This is a genomic window from Aerococcus sp. HMSC062A02, assembly GCF_001809535.1.
GTDB lineage: Bacteria > Bacillota > Bacilli > Lactobacillales > Aerococcaceae > Aerococcus.
In genome coordinates, this window is the sequence record NZ_KV797935.1 from 1 (window position 1) to 17,186 (window position 17,186).

The window sequence follows — 17,186 nt, forward strand, 5'->3', positions numbered from 1 at the left end:
GGTTGCGCAGAAGTGGCTCCTCTTCACAAAATCCGTCGAAGGCCTTCAGCCTTCTCTGGTTTTTGGTTCCAGAGGTCTATTTCTCCCGCTAGCCCTCACACCCTTTAGTTGGGTTCGCAAGAGCAGCTTTGGGGTGCTTTCGCAAGTCGGAAACGTGCAAGCGGTGCTTGCCCTTATTCCGACTTACTCCAAGCATCCAAAGCTAAACGTTCTTGCTCACACCCTTTTTAGATTTTCCAGATGTCTTCGTTATAGTCTTGGATGGTGCGGTCGGATGAGAAGAAGCCGGCTTGGGCGATGTTGGTGAGAGCTTTTTTGGTCCAACTTTCTTGGTCTTCGTAGTCGGCGTAGACTTTTTCTTTGACGTCGATGAATTCTTCGAGGTCGATGAGGGCCATGAACCAGTCCTTGTACTTGATGTCTTCATGGAGACGGTAGAGGCGGTCGTGCTGGCCGAGCGCTAGGAGTTCGTCGCTTACAATGAAGTCAACTAAAGGTTTGATGCGTTCACGGTGGTAGTAGTCAGCTAAGTGACGGTGGTAGTCGCCGGTTTCATACAGCTTGACAATGGTTTCACTGTCTTGACCGAAGACGTAGATATTGTCTTCACCCACACGTTCGGCGATCTCAACATTGGCCCCGTCTAGGGTACAGATGGTGAGGGCACCATTGAGCATGAATTTCATATTACCAGTCCCGCTGGCTTCTTTGGAGGCCAAGGAAATTTGTTCTGAAATATCTGCTGCTGTGATGAGCTTCTCGGCACTGGTCACATTGTAGTTTTCAACCATGATAACTTGGAGGTGAGGGCTCACATCAGGATCCTTAGCGATTAATTCAGATAAGCAGAGGATCAGATGGATAATGTCCTGGGCAATGGTATAGGCTGGGGCTGCCTTGCCACCGAAGAGGATGGTAATCGGTGTGCTAGGGGCATTGCCTGCCTTGATATCCAAGTATTTGTGGATGATGTAGAGGGCAAGCATTTGCTGGCGTTTGTATTCATGGAGTCGCTTGATTTGGACATCGATAATGGCATTATCGTGTAATTGGACGCCTTGTTGGTCAGCCAGGTATTCTTGGAGTTGCAGTTTATTGTGGTGCTTGATCTCTTGGAGGCGTTCCAAGCTATCTGCCTGGTCAATTTCTTTTTCAAAAGCTGTCAAGTCAGCATCCTTATGCCAATCTTGGCCAATCTTTTCATCCAGTAACTGGGTGAGCTCGGGATTGGCTGCCATGATCCAACGGCGGAAGGAAATACCATTCGTCTTGTTATTAAATTTGTCTGGATAAAGCTTATAGAAAGGCTTGAGCTCAGAATTCTTCAGGATCTCAGTATGGAGCTTGGCTACGCCGTTAGTTGAGAAGGAGAAGTGGATAGCGATATGAGCCATATGAGCACGGTCCTCCTGGTCGATGATTTGAACCGCTTCTTGGTCAGGATAGCGCGATCTAATTTCTTCATCCAATTGGCGAATAATCTTGGCGATTTCAGGTACCACTTCGTCAATATAAGCCATGGGCCACTTCTCGAGGGCTTCGGCGAGGATGGTGTGGTTGGTGAAGGCAACTGTCTTTTCAATGACAGCTAGGGCTTCCTTGAATTCAAAACCATGGTAGTTGGTTAAGAGGCGGACAAATTCCGGAATAATGAAAGCTGGGTGGGTGTCATTGATTTGAACGACCGCATAGTCATAGAGGTCGTGGAGGTCGCTGCCCTTGGCCTTGGCTTCTTCAATAATCAATTGGGCTGCATTGGATACCATGAAGTATTGTTGGTAGATCCGCAAGAGGTTGCCCACATAGTCTGAATCATCCGGATAGAGGAAGAGGGTCAGGTTTTGTGGGATATTCATCTTGTCAAAGTTAATGCTGTCCGCTTCAATAATATCGGAAGTTACGGATTCCAAGTCGAAGAGGCGGAGGCGGTTATGGGCTTCTTGCTCAAAGCCTGGGATTTCGATCTCGTAGAGGCTGGATTTGAAGTTGAAGTGGCGGAAAGGAATCTCGTAAGAGGTCTCCGTCTTTACTAACCAATTCGGATGGTTGAGCCATTCATCTGGCACAGAAGCCTGTTGGTTGTCGCGGAAGACTTGGCGGAAGAGGCCGAAGTGATAGTTTAAGCCAATCCCGTCGCCATTAATCCCTAAAGAGGCAATGGAATCGAGGAAGCAGGCAGCTAGACGGCCTAGGCCTCCATTCCCAAGAGAGGGTTCAGTTTCCGCTTTTTCTACGTCATGGAGTGACTTGCCATTGGCCTCGAGGACTTGGCTGACTTCATCATAGAGGGCAAGGTTGATGAGGTTGGTGGTCAGAAGTTTCCCAACTAGGAATTCAGCTGAGATATAGTAGAGCTTTTTCTTCCCTTGATTAACAGGGGAATTAACCATTTGTTCTTGAACATAGTCAAGTAGGACCTTATAAGTTTCTGCGTCAGAGAGATTGGCGAGTTCCTTCTTGAAGAGCTCCTTAGCGTGTTGTTCTAATGCGTGCATGTTAGTCTCCTTTGTTTGTAATACTTGTGCCTAACTTAAATTTAGGATTTGCACGGAAGTAGGTTTCCGTTAAGTCTGTCAATTGTTCATAAACGTCAGCTGTTAGGGCATCTTCTGCCATGCGCCATTGCCAATTGCAACCGATGGTGGAGGGCGTATTCATCCGAGCGCGGTTGCCCAGATTTAATAAATCCTGCATGGTGTAGATGGCGATTTGACTGCTTGAAGCAGCGATTCCCCGGTTGAGGGCATGGGAAGCTGCTTCGGCTTTTCTTCGATTTAAGTAAGCGTCCACTTGATCGCGTTGGGCTTGGTTAGCGCTTTCTTCGTACCAACCGCGTGCGGTCTCATTATCGTGGGTCCCTACATAAGCTATTGTATTGGCATAATAGTGGTGTGGCAAGTCTAAGCTGTCTGTTTTTCCGTTAAAAGCAAATTGTAAAATTTTCATTCCGGGATAGCCAGTCGCTTCTCGCATTTCAATGACTTCATCGGTCATAAAACCTAAGTCTTCAGCAATAATTGCTAGGTCACCAAGGGCGTCCTTTAAGGCTTTGAAGAGCTTTAGGCCCGGTCCCTTGGTCCAGTGGCCTGAAGCGGCTGTTTCAGAACCATAAGGCACTTCCCAGAAGGACTCAAAGCCGCGGAAGTGGTCGATGCGAACAATATCGTACATTTCAAAGCTCTTGGCCATGCGCTGGATCCACCATTGATAGCCCTGGTCAGCCATATAGTCCCAGTCATAAATCGGGTTCCCCCAGTACTGGCCAGTATCTGAGAAATTATCGGGTGGCGTTCCCGCAACGGTCAAGGGATCTTTATTGGCATCTGTTTTGAACATAGCCGGCTGGGTCCACATTTCAACACTGTCACGGGCCACATAGATCGGCATGTCGCCAATGATTTGGATATGCTTTTGATTGGCGTAGGCCTTGAGAGCTTCCCATTGTTTGAAGAAGAAGTATTGGGTAATCAGGTGGTAGTTGTAGCGGTCGGCATGGTCCCGGCAGAGGGCCTTGACTTGGTCAACCTGGTAGGTCCGGTAGGCTTCTGGCCAATCGTACCAAGCCTTTAAGTCGAAGGATTCTTTGACGGTCATGTACTGGCAGAAAGCTTCCAGCCAATCCTGGTTAGCTTGGACAAAGTCTTTGAAGTCTCTGCTCTTGTCTTTCTTAGCTTTTTGGAAGCTGGCGACGGCTTTTTCCAGGAGAGGACGGCGGGCCTTGAAAATGCGCCCATAGTCCACGACTTCCGGATTCTTAGCAAATGATAGATCTTCGAGATCGGAAGCTTTTAGGTAGCCTGCTTCAACTAAACGGTCGAAGTCGATCAGATGGGTGTTGCCGGCAAAGGCCGAAAAGGATTGGTAGGGGGAGTCCCCGTAACTCGTTGTGGTCAGAGGTAAGATCTGCCAGTAAGATTGCTTGCACGCACTTAGAAAATCGACAAATTCATATGCAGCCCGGCCGAAACTGCCGATGCCATAGGGGCTGGCTAAGGATGTAATATGTAGTAAAACCCCACTTGTTCTTTCCATAAAGAAGCCTCCCAATCTAAAATTTTGATAATATGATGGCGTTTACAAACTCATTATAGTAAACTTAGACCATAAGCGCAAACGTTTTCTTAAATAAAAAGAAAGGGTGTCGAATATGACTGTAACCATTAAAGATGTCGCTGAGGCCTCAGGGGTTGCTCCTTCGACGGTCTCCCGGGTGATTGCTGATAACCCATCTATTAGCCAAGCTACCAAGGAGAAAGTTCGCCAGGTAATGGCTGACCTCCACTACTATCCCAACTATAATGCTCGACGCTTAGCCAGCCGCAAATCACGGACGGTAGGGATTGTCCTCCCGGCGGCTAGTGATGCCTTCTACCGTAATCCCTTCTTCCCAACAGTTGTCAGAGGGATTAATGAAGCAGCAAGCCAGGCCCAGTATGCTCTCCTCTTATCGACAGGGGAGGGTGACCAGGCGCGTTTGGACCATCTTCAGAATATGATCCTCGGTAAGCAAGTGGAAGGACTCATTTTCCTCTATGCTAGCCGTGAAGATCCTCTCTTGCAATTCGCTCTTAGCCAGGACTGTCCCTTGGTCGTGATCGGTAATCTGCCCGGAATCGATGTGAACCGGGTCGACAATGATAACCCGGTCATCGCCTACCAGGCCACCCACCACTTAATTGAGCGAGGGGCGAAGAAACTTGCCTTTATTGGCGGCGATCCTAAGCAGCAGTTCGTTAAGGAACGTTTGGCTGGCTTCAGCCGGGCCATGGAAGAGGCAGGGTTGGACCTAGCAGAAGAGGTGATTTATAATGATTTGCCCTTCCTCCAGTCCCCCGGTTATGAGCTAGCGCGTCGAGAACTCCTTAAAAAAGACTTTGATGCCTTTGTTTTTGCTGACCAACTATTGGCAGAAGGTGCCTATCAAGCTATGCGGCAATCAGGACTTGATCCATCTTGGATGGTAACTTTTAAAGCCTACAGTGATCCGGACTTGGGCCAAATCGAGGGCTATCCCTACTTTGATCTCCACAGCCAAGACTTGGGCTATCAAGCCATGCAGGTACTTCTAGAAGTCCTCGCTCAAGCAGAAGATGCTCACTCCCAACGCTATATCTACCAATGTGTGACGAGTGATTTTATCTCTAATGAGTAGGCAGCTTAGGGTAAAACTGCTTCCAGTGAACGAAAGCTGACCGCCATCCCTCATACCCTGGTGTAGTCGGGTTCGGTCGCGCAGAAGTGGCTCCTCTTCACAAAACGCCGTCGAAGACTTTCAGTCTTCTCTGTTGCTTTGCTCCAGAGGTCCACTTCTACCCGCGCGCCCTCACACCCTTGATTAGTTGGGTTCACAGTTGCAAACTTGAAGTGACTTCACCCAAGCGGAACGACCGGCTAAAGCCGCTCTTTTCCGCTTGGGCTCCAGTCATTCAAATCTGAACGCAACTGCTCACACCCTTGATTATGTAATCGTTTTAAAATATACCTTTACAAAAAAATGGGGGAGTGTTATACTTTGCTCGAACAATGAAAACGATTTCGTTAACTTAGCCAAAATTTTAAAATAAGGAGTTGGATGATGATGAACAGTATCAAGAGAATTTTCTCTTTTGATTTTTGGCAACAATTTGGTAAAGCCTTGATGGTTGTTATTGCCGTTATGCCTGCAGCTGGTTTAATGATTAGTATAGGGAAGGCCTTGCCATTGATTAATCCTGACTGGGCCTGGTTAATTACGACGAGTGGAGTGATTGAGAATATCGGTTGGGCGATTATTTCCAACCTCCACCTCTTATTTGCTGTGGCAATCGGTGGTTCTTGGGCCAAGGAAAGGGCAGGGGGAGCTTTTGCGGCTGTCACAGCTTTTATCCTGATTAACCGGATTACAGGGTCTATCTTTGGGGTGACAATGGATATGTTGCTGGACCCTAGTGGCCAAGCGGTGACCCATACCTTGTTTGGTCAAGAGATTCCGGTGAATGGTTATTTTGTTAATGTGCTCGGCGCGCCTGCCCTTAACTTGGGCGTTTTTGTGGGGATTATTGCGGGTTTCCTTGGTGCTAATGCTTATAACAAGTACTACAATTATCGCAAGCTGCCTGATGCCTTGTCTTTCTTTAACGGCAAGCGTTTCGTTCCCTTTGTAGTGATTCTTTGGTCAGCTATTGTGTCGATCATTCTTGCCTTTATTTGGCCGGTGATTCAAACGGGGATCAATTCATTCGGTCAATGGATTGCCAATTCTCAAGATACGGCGCCAGTGCTGGCTCCCTTCCTCTTCGGGACCTTGGAACGTTTGCTCTTACCATTTGGTCTCCACCACATGTTGACGATTCCCATTAACTATACTCAATTGGGCGGGACTTATGAGATCTTAACTGGCGCTCAAGCTGGTCAGCAAGTTCTCGGCCAAGACCCTCTCTGGTTGGCCTGGGCTTCTGATCTGATGAACTTACGCCGGGCCGGGGATACCAGCCAAATTCATTATTTGCTCGAAAACTTCGTGCCGGCTCGTTTCAAGGTTGGACAAATGATTGGTTCTATGGGGATTTTGATGGGTTTAACCTTGGCTATGTACCGCAATGTGGATAAGGATAAACGCGACAAGTACAAGTCCATGTTCCTCTCGGCTGCTATTGCGGTCTTCCTGACCGGGGTCACCGAACCCTTGGAATACATGTTTATGTTTGCTGCGATGCCGCTCTACATTGTCTATGCCCTCATCCAAGGTGTAGCCTTTGCCATGGCAGATATCATTAACTTGCGCGTCCATTCTTTCGGCGTTATTGAATTGTTGACTCGGACACCGTTGATCATCAATGCCGGCCTACTAGGGGACCTGGTTAATTTCATTATTTGCTGCCTGGTCTTTGCGGTATTGACCTATTTCATTGCAAGCTTCATGATCAAACGCTTCGGCTATGCTACGCCAGGTCGGATGGGGAACTACGAGAATGCCAACCCAGAAGAGACTAGCAGTGGGGAAGAAGCTAGTGCGGATCCTAAGGGGTCGGGCGATGCTCAAATTGACCAAGTCATCCGTCTCTTAGGGGGATCAGATAATATCGATAACGTTGATGCCTGCATGACCCGGCTGAGAGTATCGGTGAAGGATACGGACTTAGTGGGGACGGAGAAACAGTGGAAAGACGCTGGGGCGATGGGCCTCATTATCAAGGAACAAGGGGTCCAAGCCGTTTATGGCCCTAAAGCCGACAACCTTAAAAATGATGTTCAAGACGCCTTAGATCGTCATGTTCACCTTGATGCCATTGAAAAAGAATAAAAAAGCTTAAGGATTGGCTCTGCCAGTCCTTCTGCTCTTGTTAGGAGGAAATCATATTGAAATTACTCAGCCTGAACTGCCACTCCTGGATTGAAGACCAACAAGAAGTGAAAATCAAACAGATTATTGACCATATTGTTCAAGAAGACTATGATTTCATTGCCTTACAGGAAGTCAATCAATTGCGAGAAAGCCCCTTGCTTGATCAAGTGGGGGATACCTTCTTCCCCTGCCAAGACCAGTGCCCCATTCGTGAGGATAATTTTGCCTATGTCCTGGTGAAGGGCTTAGAAGATCAGGGCTTGACGTATTTTTGGGCCTGGGCCTTTAACCACATTGGCTTTGATCGATACGAAGAGGGGGTAGCTCTCTTGTCTAAGCGGCCTTTTAGCCCCCAACGCTGCCTCCTATCAGCTGAGGATGAGCCTGAAGACTATCGGACGCGGGCGATGATCTTGGCTGATTTCCCTGACATTGATCTGCAAGTGGCCTCCCTCCACTTATCTTGGTGGTCGGACCAGGTTGAAGAAGGGTTCCAATATGAATGGGACCGTATTCGGAAGGCATTTGAGAATTTCCAAAGTCCCAGCTTATTGATGGGGGACTTCAATGCACCGAGCCATATTGAAGGCGAATCCTATAGCTTGACCCAGGCTGCTGGGCTTGGGGATGCTTACCATCTAGCAGCTGTTTGCGAGGGCGACTATAGTATGGGCCCAGGGATTGCAGGTTGGTCCGATACAGACCGATCTCAACGTATTGACCTGATTTTGATGACAGATGATTTTGAAGTCGCTCGTTATCAAAGTCAATTTGACGGGGTTAGGGGGCCGATTGTTTCTGACCATTATGGGATTAGTGCTGTGATTAATCTACAATAAAATGAAGACACCCACTGGTTGATTTTGACCAGTGGGTGTTTATTTAGAGAAGCTATTTTGCTTAGTCTTGAGCGTTTTCGATGGCTGCAATTTTGTCGAGACGTTTTTGGTGGCGGCCGCCTTCGTAGTCCGCATCTAACCAAGCGTCAACGATCATGAGGGCGAGGCCAGGGCCTAGCACTCGAGCACCTAGGCAGAGCACGTTAGCATTGTTGTGGGCCTTAGTTGCTTGGGCAGAGAAGACGTCACCGCAGAGGGCAGCGCGGATGCCTTTTTCTTTGTTGGCTGTGATGGACATGCCAATGCCAGTCCCGCAGATGAGGATGCCGTAGTCCACACGTTCTTCTTGGACGGCGTGGGTCACCGCATGGGCAAAATCAGGATAGTCGACGGACTCACTGCTGTCTGTTCCGTAATTGACTACCTCGATGCCGCGTTCTTCTAAGTGGTCGGTAATTAAAGCCTTGAGGTCAACGCCACCATGGTCAGCGCCAATTGCAATTTTCATTTTTGGAAAGCTCCTTTACTGATATAATCTGCTTCTTTTATAACGCACTTTGCCTGAAGATGCAAGTTTTTTGCAAGCAAGCAGGAGAATTTCCAATTTTAAAATTTTTTAAGGAAAAAAAGACACCGCCAGCTTGAAAACTAGCTATAATAGGTCTATGCTTCTTAGCGAAAATGGAACTAGAGGTGCTGCTTTTGTGAAAAAATTGAGTCAATTTATCTATCAATTATCGATTTCGGGTGTCCAGCTGATTGCCGGCATTTTTTTGCTGGGCATATTATTTTTGAATAGCCAGTTCAGTGCCCAGGTGGAGGAGTACGGCCGTGAAGTCGTCCGTTTCTATCCGCCGAGTCCGCTTTTTTGGCCCTATGTTGGCTTGGTCTTAGTGATCCTCTTAATTGTATACTTATTGAGAGAGCGCCTGCGGGCAGAACAGGTCTTTAAGTTTCTAGCTGTGCTGTATCTCATTCTAGGCTTCTATTTGATCTTGAACGGAGCACTTCATTTGCGGGCAGATGCTCGGGCAGTTTATGACGTAAGTAAGATGATGGCTGATCAGAACTATGCCTTCACCATGCTTGGTGCCTATATGTATAACTATCCCTATCAAATGGGCTTGGCCCTCTATGAGCGAATTCTCGGGGCTTTCTCAGACCAGGTGATCTTCCTCTTCGTTGCCAATTTATTCCAGGTTTTAGGGATTAATTACTGTATCTATCGGATCAGTGATCATTATTTTAAGGAAAAACAAGGGATGGTCTTGATGAGCCTGGTCTTGTCCTTTCTATTTATCCCGCAACTCTTCTTTATCCGCTTTGCCTATGGAGAAATCCCTGGTCTTTTCTGCTTATTAGCAGGTTATTGGGCCCTTATCCAATACGGGGAGAAGAAACACCTGCTCTATTTGATCTTGACCTTTGTCTTCACAGCTCTATCCCTAATGCTCCGCTTGAATTATTTAATTTGGGTGATTGCCTTAATTCTGGGCCAGATTGTGCTTTTCTTCAGGCAGAGGAATTGGCGCTATCTCTTAGCGGTTGGGGTCTTAGCCCTAAGCATTCCTGTCGGCCAAGAAGCCGTCCCGACCTACTATCGCCAGGTTCATGGCTTCGACTTGGGGCCGGGAAGTCCAACTGAGCTGTGGCTGGCCATGGGGACGGACCCCTTGAATACGTCAAAGGCCCCTGGTTGGTATGATGAGAAGGCCCTCAAGCCTTTCCAGCGGACGGGTTTCGACCAAGAGAAGACCAAAGAGATTGGTCGGCAGAGAGTCCAGGCGAATGTTGACTACTTCAAGGAGCGCCCTGAATACGCCAAGACCTTCTTTGTCCATAAATGGGCTAGTATTTGGGCGGAACCGACTTTCCAAGGTATTTGGTCGGGCCCTCAATTTAAAGAAAACCAACTGACGACAGCTAAAAAGCCCATGCTGTCCCTCTACCGCTTTGGGAAACTATATTTTGCCTCCTTCCACTATATGAAGGGGCTGATTTTCTTGATTTACGGGGGCAGTTTAGTCTTTGTGCTCTTCCTCGTGCGCAAGTATCCCCAAATGACAGTGCTCATTATATTTTTTATGGGCGGGGTTATTTTCCATACCTTCTGGGAGGGCAAGAGCCAGTATGTTTATCCCTATGTTATTCTGCTCGTGCCGCTATTAGCCGCCAGTTTAGGCCATCTTTTTCAAGCGCTGGAAGCTCTCTGGGCTAAAGCCCGAGAAAAATTATTTTCTTAAATCTTAACGAAGTCTGTCGCGTTTATGGTAAAATAAGAAGTCCAAACGACGATCATAAGTTGACCGGAAAGGAGGGTTGATATGAAACTTAATCGAAGCCACCGCTTAATTGCAATGACCCATTACTTACTTGCCCATCCCCACACCCTAGTCTCTCTGTCATATTTTGTTGAACGTTTTCAATCGGCGCGTTCATCCATATCTGAGGATATCTCCATCTTAAAGAAGGAATTTCCAAATTCTAATATCGGCAGCATTGAAACGATTGCTGGTGCAAGCGGGGGGGTCATTTTTCGTCCGAGCATTGCCCCAGACCAGGCCCTGGAGAGAGTCCAAGCCCTCTGCCAGGAGCTGACGGATAATGATCGCATCCTGCCGGGAGGTTATTTCTACCTGACCGATATTCTGGGAGACCCCGACCACTTACGACTGATCGGGCAAATCATCGCTAGTCGCTATCGGGAAGCCGGTGCGACAGCTATTATGACCATCGCTACCAAGGGGGTTCCGCTCGCCCAGGCTGTCTCCATGTACTTAAATATCCCCTTCGTCATGGTGCGCCGGGATTCTAAAGTAACAGAGGGAGCAACGGTATCGATCAACTATGCCAGCCAAGGCCAGAGCCGGGTTGAAAAAATGGAACTCACCAAGAACAGCTTGGGAGAAGGCGAGAAAGTCTTAATTATTGATGACTTCTTGAATGGTGGCGGTACGATCACCGGAATGTTAAGTATGACCAAAGAATTCAATGCAAGCTGTGTTGGCATCTGTGTCCTAGCTGAGGTTCATAACCCTGACCGTAAAGTGCCATTCGACTACCAGTCCCTGATGCAAGTGGTGAAATCACAGGATAACACCCAGTTGGTAGAAGTCCTTCCAGGGAGCATCTTTGATGACCATGAATAAATAGAAACTCCTGAGTCATAGCACTGAGGAGTTTTATTTTTGAATGCTTTTCTCTAGATAAGTCGATTAGGATGGCTTATAGTAGGTTGTAGGATAGACTTTTTCAAAGTGCATAAAAATGGCCCAGGGATCAAATGAGAAGCCTGGTTTGATCGCTTTCTTTTCTTCTTCCTGCATATGCGGGGGTGGTCCTCGGAAGTGAGAAGATCCTATAAGATTAGATATCTTCTTCTAGCGCAAGTGAGTGGTCTCAATCGTTAAGGCGCATGTCAAAGCTTACATCTTTGGATCGAGAGCTTAAGATAATAAAATAAACGAAGAAGCAAGAAGGTTAAGAATAGAAAATGACCCAAAAGAAAAAGAAGCCCAATTGAACGATTAAAAGCTTCTTCTGTACTAGCGGAGGTAATAGCTCCCCCTTTGTCACTTCTATTTATAACACAGTGTAGGAGGTTCAAACTATGTCAACAGTTACAATTGTCTTACTAGCATTATTAGTTTTATCCACCGTTGTTACCTTAGGTTTAACAGTTTATTCAACAATTAAGGATGAAAAGAAATACGGAAGAAAATAATTCCTTTCCGTGCAATCAGAGTACGTAAAAGAAAGAGTATGTTCTATAATGCTTAAAAATATAAAATAAAAGCTCCTTTAGTACTATGAGGAGCCTCTAGCTTCTTTGGTGCATATATTATAACAGAATATAGGAGGTAGACTAGATATGTCAACGTTCACATTAGTTTTATTAATCTTATTTGTAGCGGTGGTTATCTTCACCGTCGGGAGTACTGCTTATGACTCATGGAAAGATAGACAAGATGAACATAAATAAGCTAATCGGGGTAATTATAAACTTCTAAATTCTCACACTCTTTTCATCATCCCTTGTGAGCAGGCAGCTTCCAATAAAGGTTCGATAAGGTGTAATCTAGTTTCTTCTCACACAAGTAGGTGTACTTTTCGGTTTATCAAGCGGATAAATTTTGGAACGATTTTGTAAATTGCGTCCCTCAATATCTTTAGGTTGAAAAATAAATTTGTCCTTGTTATAGTGTTTGTATAAGATAAAAACTAAATAGATTAAGTAAAAAGAGGTGTTTTGATGCGGATAGGTGAAATTTTAAGAAAGGGTCGTTTGGATATGGGTTTGACTCAACAAGAAGTAGCTGACAAAATTGGCGTTCAAGTTGGAAGTATTGCTAACTGGGAACAAGGACGTTGCTATCCTTCAGCTAACTTTTTCTTGTCATTAGTTTTACTCTACAAAATTGAATTCGAAGATTTTAAATGAGATAATAGGGCTAACTTCTGCCTGTGTAAGCAGGTGTGATCCTTAAATGGATTAGGTAATATCTTTTCTTCCTGCGTTAGCAGGGGTTAGCTAGTTTTTTAAGAGAGGAGAGGGTAAGGATTCAAACAACAGTTAACCCAGCTTTTTGGGCTAAGAAAAAAGAAGAGGATGGACGCTATCTATGGTTGCCGCTCAGCCAGCACGCTCTGGATACCGCTCAAGTGTCGGGCTTGCTTTGGGAGCATTGGCTGAGTGATGGTCAGCGCCAATTCTTAACGGATTCGCTAAGTATTCAAGAGGAGAAGATCGCCAAACAAGTGGCGGTCTTCTTGGGTGCGGTCCATGACGGAGGAAAAATTTCTGGATGCTTTCAAGCTAAAAAAGGCTTCAGCAATTCTCCCGATTTAGATCGTCAATTGATTGAACAGTTAGAATATGAAGGTTTTGAGGGCTTAAGCGATACGATCTTTAGAGATGTTGGAAGGACTCCCCATGCGACGGTCGGCCAAGTTATTCTTGAGAGTCTAGGTGTCAACCGAGGGATTGCCTCAATTGTTGGCGGCCACCATGGCAAACCTGTATCTGAAGCAAAGACCTTAAAAGATCAGCGGGGTTATGCAGAAAATTATTACCAAGTTCCTGATCCGAGACATCCAATTTATAAACTTTGGCAGGCTGAACAGGAGAAGTTCCTAGATTGGGCTTTGGCCTTTTCTAATTTTGACAGTGTAGAGGCACTGCCAAAGATTAGTAAGAATGGTCAGGTGATTTATTCTGGTTTGTTGATTATGGCAGATTGGATTGCAAGTAATGAGCACTATTTCCCCTTAGTTGACTTCAATGATCCAGTGACGATTGATCAAGAGCAAAGGATTCGTTCGGGTTTTGGTCGCTGGTTTAAAACTAGGCCCATACATTTTCAGAAAATTTCATCGATTGATGCGCTCTACGATGATCGTTTTGGTGATCCGGATAGTGAGCAGAATTTTGTGCCCAGAGATTTTCAACGCAAGTTTACGGAATTGTTATTGAGTGTCGAAGACCCAGGTATCTTTATTTTAGAAGCACCCATGGGCTTAGGGAAGACAGAAGCAGCTCTTATTGGGGCGGAAGTCTTGGCTAACCGTCGAGGGCGAAGTGGGATCTTCTTTGGGCTACCGACCCAAGCAACTTCAGATGGTATTTTCCCCCGGATATCACACTGGCTATCGCGGGTGAGTGATGATTATATGGAAGATAGTTCGCTCCAACTTGTCCATGGCAAGGCGGCGCTTAACCCAGATTATGAAAGCCTAGCATCGAATATTAATATTGATGGCGAAAGCGGTTTAGGTACGGTGACGGTCAACCAGTGGTTTAAAGGGCGGAAAACTTCCAATCTTGATGACTTTGTGGTAGGCACAGTGGACCAGTTCCTCTTGAATGCCTTGAAGCAAAAGCACCTGGCCTTGCGCCACCTCGGCTTTAGTAAAAAGGTTGTCGTGATTGACGAAGTTCATGCCTGCGATGCCTATATGAATGTCTACCTCAATCAAGCATTGACTTTAATGGGGGCTTACGGTGTTCCGGTCATTATCCTTTCTGCGACTCTGCCTGCTGCTAGTCGCGAAAAGATGGTCAAATCTTATCTTCAAGAGAGAGGGGATGCAAGTGAGCAAATTAAGTGGACAGAAGACGGTTTGCTAGAAGATGCCTATCCCCTGGTTACCTATTCAGATGGCAAGGCGATCAAGCAATTTGCTGACTTTGAAGCCCAAGAAAATCATCCCGTTGAAATTCAGCCACTTGAAGAAGAGCAATTGTTTGATCAATTGGATGACTGGCTGAGCGGCGAAGGTGTGGTGGGTATTGTAGTCAATACGGTGAAAAAGGCCCAAGACTTAGCTCATAAGTGTACAGCACGCTACGGGGATGACCTAGTCGATGTCTTACACGCTTCTTTCATTGCGACCGAGCGCAAACAAAAAGAGCGCCAGCTCCTCAAAGAAATTGGTAAGGGGGCAGACCGACCCGTCAAGAAGATCATTATTGGCACCCAGGTGATTGAGCAATCCTTAGATATTGATTTTGATGTTATGGTCAGTGATCTAGCCCCGATGGATCTGCTTATTCAACGGATGGGACGGCTCCACCGTCACGCCATCCAACGACCTGCCCAACACCAAGAAGCTCGTTTCTATGTTATGGGTTTGTCAGAGACTTTGGACTTTGATAAGGGATCCGAAAGTATCTATGGGAAAAATCTATTGATTCGGACCCAAGCTTTTTTACCGGACGTTTTAGACATACCTGGAGACATCTCGCCCTTGGTGCAGAAGGTTTACGGCGATGCGCCCCTTGACTTAGCGGATGAGTTAAGAACGACTATTGAAGAGGCTGAGCAAAAGGAAGCGGAACGTATAGATGAAAAAGAAGGAAAAGCTGAAAGCTATTTACTAATAACAGAAGATGAGGACGATGAAGATGACGAAGATTCTTTGGTCGGTTGGTTGAAGAATGCTAGTCCAGACCAGACAGAAGCGGGAGGTTATGCTCAGGTCCGGGATAGTGATGAGACCATTGAAGTGATCTTGTTGAAGCAGTTGCCTGAAGGATACGGCTTCTTAGGTGAAGAACGTGATATTTCAGGAGAAGTTACAGATTCAATGATAGCTAAAAGGCTAGCCCAAGAGACTATAAAGTTACCAGGTATTCTAAGCAAGGGTTACAATATCGATGACGTTATCCAAGTCTTGGAAGCTTATACTGCCAAACAATTTGGAGCTTGGCAAGACTCCCCCTGGCTAAAGGGCCAATTAGGCATCTTATTAGACGATAGCAACAGCTTTAGCCTGCATGGTTATCATTTAACTTATAGTCCAAAATTTGGTTTAAGCATGGAAAAGGAGGAAAAGAATGAGTCGCTTTAATTTGATTGATAAAGCCTGGATCAAGGTTCTCGATCTAGAAGAACAAAACCAGGAAGTCTCACTGAAAGAAGTTTTTCAGAATGCCCACCTCTACCAGCGCCTAGCTGGAGAGACAGAAACTCAAAATTTTGCGATTTTGAGAATTCTTTTAGCGATCCTACAGACTGCTTTTGATCATTTTGATCTCGACGGTGAACTTAGACCGCATTATCGGGATAATTGGGATACTGAAAATCGAGCAGATTTAAAGTCACTGAATAAAACGTTAAGAAGAGATTGGCGTAAACTTTGGCAAGATAAGGAACTTCCTCAAACAGTTTTTAGCTATTTAGACCAATGGCATGACCGCTTCTACCTTTTTGATGACCGCTATCCTTTTATGCAGGTGACGGCGGATGAAATTTCTGAAGATAAGATCAGTAAGAAGAAGGCTTCTAGTCTGTCGGGGAAAAATATCAATCGCTTGATTTCAGAGAGTGGGAATAAGGTAGCTCTCTTCTCGCCTAAGTATGCGGCTAAAAAAAATAAAGAAATCCTTAAGGCAAGTGAAGTAGCTCGCTGGTTAATTACCCTGCAGGGCTATATCGGCCTTTCCGATAAGGTGATCTTTGGTCAAGAGAAATATAAGGCTTCTAAAGGTTGGCTTTTTGATATTGGTGGTATCTATCTAGAGGGTGATAATTTATTAGAAACCTTACTCTTAAATTGCATAGCTGTTCATTCTGATCGTCGATATAAGGGCAAACAGCAGAAGCCAGCTTGGGAGTATAGCCCCGCTGAAAACCTTGAAGGCTATTTCAGCAAATTCAATCCAGACAACCTAGCTGAACTTTACACCCTGTGGTCTCGGGCTATCTATATCGACCCAGAAACGGATCTCACCGAGCCCTTCGAATGTCAGGTGGTGAAGCTGCCAGACCTTAGACACACTAATCAATTCCTTGAGCCTATGACTCTTTGGCGCTATAACGATTCAGGGGAGAACAAGGGATACTTTACCCCACGCAAGCATCGGCCCGGACAAGCTATCTGGCGGTCTTTCGGTTTACTGGCTCTACCAGATTCGGATGCTGAAGATGAGAAGCGGCGGCAGCCGGGAATCATCCAGTGGTTAAATAAACAAGAGGAAATCATTGGTGAAAAAGTCATTAGCTTGCGCGCAGTAAGTATGGAGGATGACGGCAATGCTACTTCCTGGGTCCCAGTGAATGAGATTTGTGACCGTTTGGATATCCGCTCCTTTGTCCTGATCGATGTCGATGAGAGCGCTTGGATGCCGCGGATCAATGACACAGTGGATAAGACGAAGAAGATGGTTGAAATTCACTTCCAATATTTTCTTAAAGATATTAATCAAATTCGAAACATTAAGCGTGACGATCCTAAGTATTATGGCTTTATTAATCAGAATATTGAAGAAGTTTACTTTAGGATCGATCGGCCCTTCAGAGACTGGTTGCTTTCTTTAGAGTTATATGAATTTAAAAATGAAAAGATTAAAGTCTGGGAGGATTGTCTCTACGACTTGATTAACCAGCAAGTCAATGAGATCATAGCTAAGGCGGGTCCGCGCGATTATACAGGGATAATTCAAGATAAAGAAGTAATGAATATTGCAACTGTCCACAATAAGTTTTCTCGAATCTTATTGAAAGGATTAAAGGAGGTATGAC

The 17,186-nt window shown here is 45.8% G+C and carries 10 protein-coding genes and 1 pseudogene; 8 read left to right on the forward strand and 3 right to left on the reverse strand.

What is annotated here, in order from left to right; all coding sequences use genetic code 11:
• Nucleotides 1-227: 227 nt before the first annotated feature.
• Together HMPREF2626_RS06255 and malQ are read right to left on the reverse strand one after the other, a co-directional pair.
• Nucleotides 228-2,495, reverse strand: coding sequence for a glycogen/starch/alpha-glucan phosphorylase (locus HMPREF2626_RS06255; protein WP_070618898.1), 2,268 nt, complete (start codon nucleotides 2,493-2,495; stop codon nucleotides 228-230).
• A 1-nt stretch (nucleotide 2,496) separates the two neighbouring features.
• Nucleotides 2,497-4,032, reverse strand: a complete 1,536-nt coding sequence (malQ, locus tag HMPREF2626_RS06260) for a 4-alpha-glucanotransferase (RefSeq protein WP_070618901.1) — start codon at nucleotides 4,030-4,032, stop codon at nucleotides 2,497-2,499.
• Nucleotides 4,033-4,147: 115 nt separating this feature from the next.
• Between malQ and HMPREF2626_RS06265 the strand changes: the two genes are divergently transcribed.
• From HMPREF2626_RS06265 to HMPREF2626_RS06275, 3 genes and pseudogenes are all read left to right on the forward strand, one after another.
• Nucleotides 4,148-5,152: a LacI family DNA-binding transcriptional regulator gene (locus tag HMPREF2626_RS06265; RefSeq protein ID WP_070618904.1), complete on the forward strand. Its 1,005-nt coding sequence runs from the start codon at nucleotides 4,148-4,150 to the stop codon at nucleotides 5,150-5,152.
• A 426-nt stretch (nucleotides 5,153-5,578) separates the two neighbouring features.
• Nucleotides 5,579-7,261, forward strand: a pseudogene (locus HMPREF2626_RS06270) (PTS transporter subunit IIBC); the annotation flags it as partial.
• A gap of 77 nt (nucleotides 7,262-7,338) precedes the next feature.
• Complete coding sequence (locus HMPREF2626_RS06275) at nucleotides 7,339-8,163, forward strand: endonuclease/exonuclease/phosphatase family protein (RefSeq protein WP_168162722.1); 825 nt, start codon at nucleotides 7,339-7,341, stop codon at nucleotides 8,161-8,163.
• 61 nt (nucleotides 8,164-8,224) lie between these two features.
• Here HMPREF2626_RS06275 and rpiB read toward each other — a convergent pair whose 3' ends face one another.
• The gene (gene rpiB, locus HMPREF2626_RS06280; RefSeq protein ID WP_070618909.1) at nucleotides 8,225-8,671 is read right to left on the reverse strand and encodes a ribose 5-phosphate isomerase B; all 447 of its coding nucleotides are present in this window, start codon (nucleotides 8,669-8,671) and stop codon (nucleotides 8,225-8,227) included.
• Between the two features lie 196 nt (nucleotides 8,672-8,867).
• Here rpiB and HMPREF2626_RS06285 point away from each other — a divergent pair, with 196 nt between their 5' ends.
• The 5 genes from HMPREF2626_RS06285 to HMPREF2626_RS06305 all read left to right on the forward strand — a co-directional run bounded on the left by HMPREF2626_RS06285 (nucleotide 8,868) and on the right by HMPREF2626_RS06305 (nucleotide 17,185).
• Nucleotides 8,868-10,406 (forward strand): glycosyltransferase family 39 protein, encoded by a 1,539-nt coding sequence (locus HMPREF2626_RS06285; protein ID WP_070618912.1) that lies wholly within the window; start codon nucleotides 8,868-8,870, stop codon nucleotides 10,404-10,406.
• 81 nt (nucleotides 10,407-10,487) lie between these two features.
• Nucleotides 10,488-11,312 carry a pur operon repressor gene (gene purR / locus HMPREF2626_RS06290; protein ID WP_070618915.1) on the forward strand — a complete coding sequence of 275 codons (825 nt, stop codon included), beginning with the start codon at nucleotides 10,488-10,490 and terminating at the stop codon, nucleotides 11,310-11,312.
• A gap of 1,103 nt (nucleotides 11,313-12,415) precedes the next feature.
• Nucleotides 12,416-12,604: a helix-turn-helix transcriptional regulator gene (locus tag HMPREF2626_RS06295; RefSeq protein WP_070618918.1), complete on the forward strand. Its 189-nt coding sequence runs from the start codon at nucleotides 12,416-12,418 to the stop codon at nucleotides 12,602-12,604.
• 119 nt (nucleotides 12,605-12,723) lie between these two features.
• A complete protein-coding gene (locus HMPREF2626_RS06300) occupies nucleotides 12,724-15,513 on the forward strand; it encodes a CRISPR-associated helicase/endonuclease Cas3 (protein WP_070618921.1) in 2,790 nt (929 codons plus the stop codon).
• Nucleotides 15,500-17,185 carry a type I-E CRISPR-associated protein Cse1/CasA gene (locus HMPREF2626_RS06305; RefSeq protein ID WP_070618924.1) on the forward strand — a complete coding sequence of 562 codons (1,686 nt, stop codon included), beginning with the start codon at nucleotides 15,500-15,502 and terminating at the stop codon, nucleotides 17,183-17,185. The genes HMPREF2626_RS06300 and HMPREF2626_RS06305 overlap by 14 nt, the downstream gene beginning before the upstream one ends.
• Nucleotide 17,186 lies beyond the last annotated feature (1 nt).

Coding starts and splice junctions, on each gene's coding strand:
- HMPREF2626_RS06255 (WP_070618898.1), bottom strand. CDS start 2,495: ATGCACGCATTAGAACAACACGCTAAGGAGCTCTTCAAGAAGGAACTC.
- malQ (WP_070618901.1), bottom strand. CDS start 4,032: ATGGAAAGAACAAGTGGGGTTTTACTACATATTACATCCTTAGCCAGC.
- HMPREF2626_RS06265 (WP_070618904.1), top strand. CDS start 4,148: ATGACTGTAACCATTAAAGATGTCGCTGAGGCCTCAGGGGTTGCTCCT.
- rpiB (WP_070618909.1), bottom strand. CDS start 8,671: ATGAAAATTGCAATTGGCGCTGACCATGGTGGCGTTGACCTCAAGGCT.
- purR (WP_070618915.1), top strand. CDS start 10,488: ATGAAACTTAATCGAAGCCACCGCTTAATTGCAATGACCCATTACTTA.
- HMPREF2626_RS06295 (WP_070618918.1), top strand. CDS start 12,416: ATGCGGATAGGTGAAATTTTAAGAAAGGGTCGTTTGGATATGGGTTTG.
- HMPREF2626_RS06305 (WP_070618924.1), top strand. CDS start 15,500: ATGAGTCGCTTTAATTTGATTGATAAAGCCTGGATCAAGGTTCTCGAT.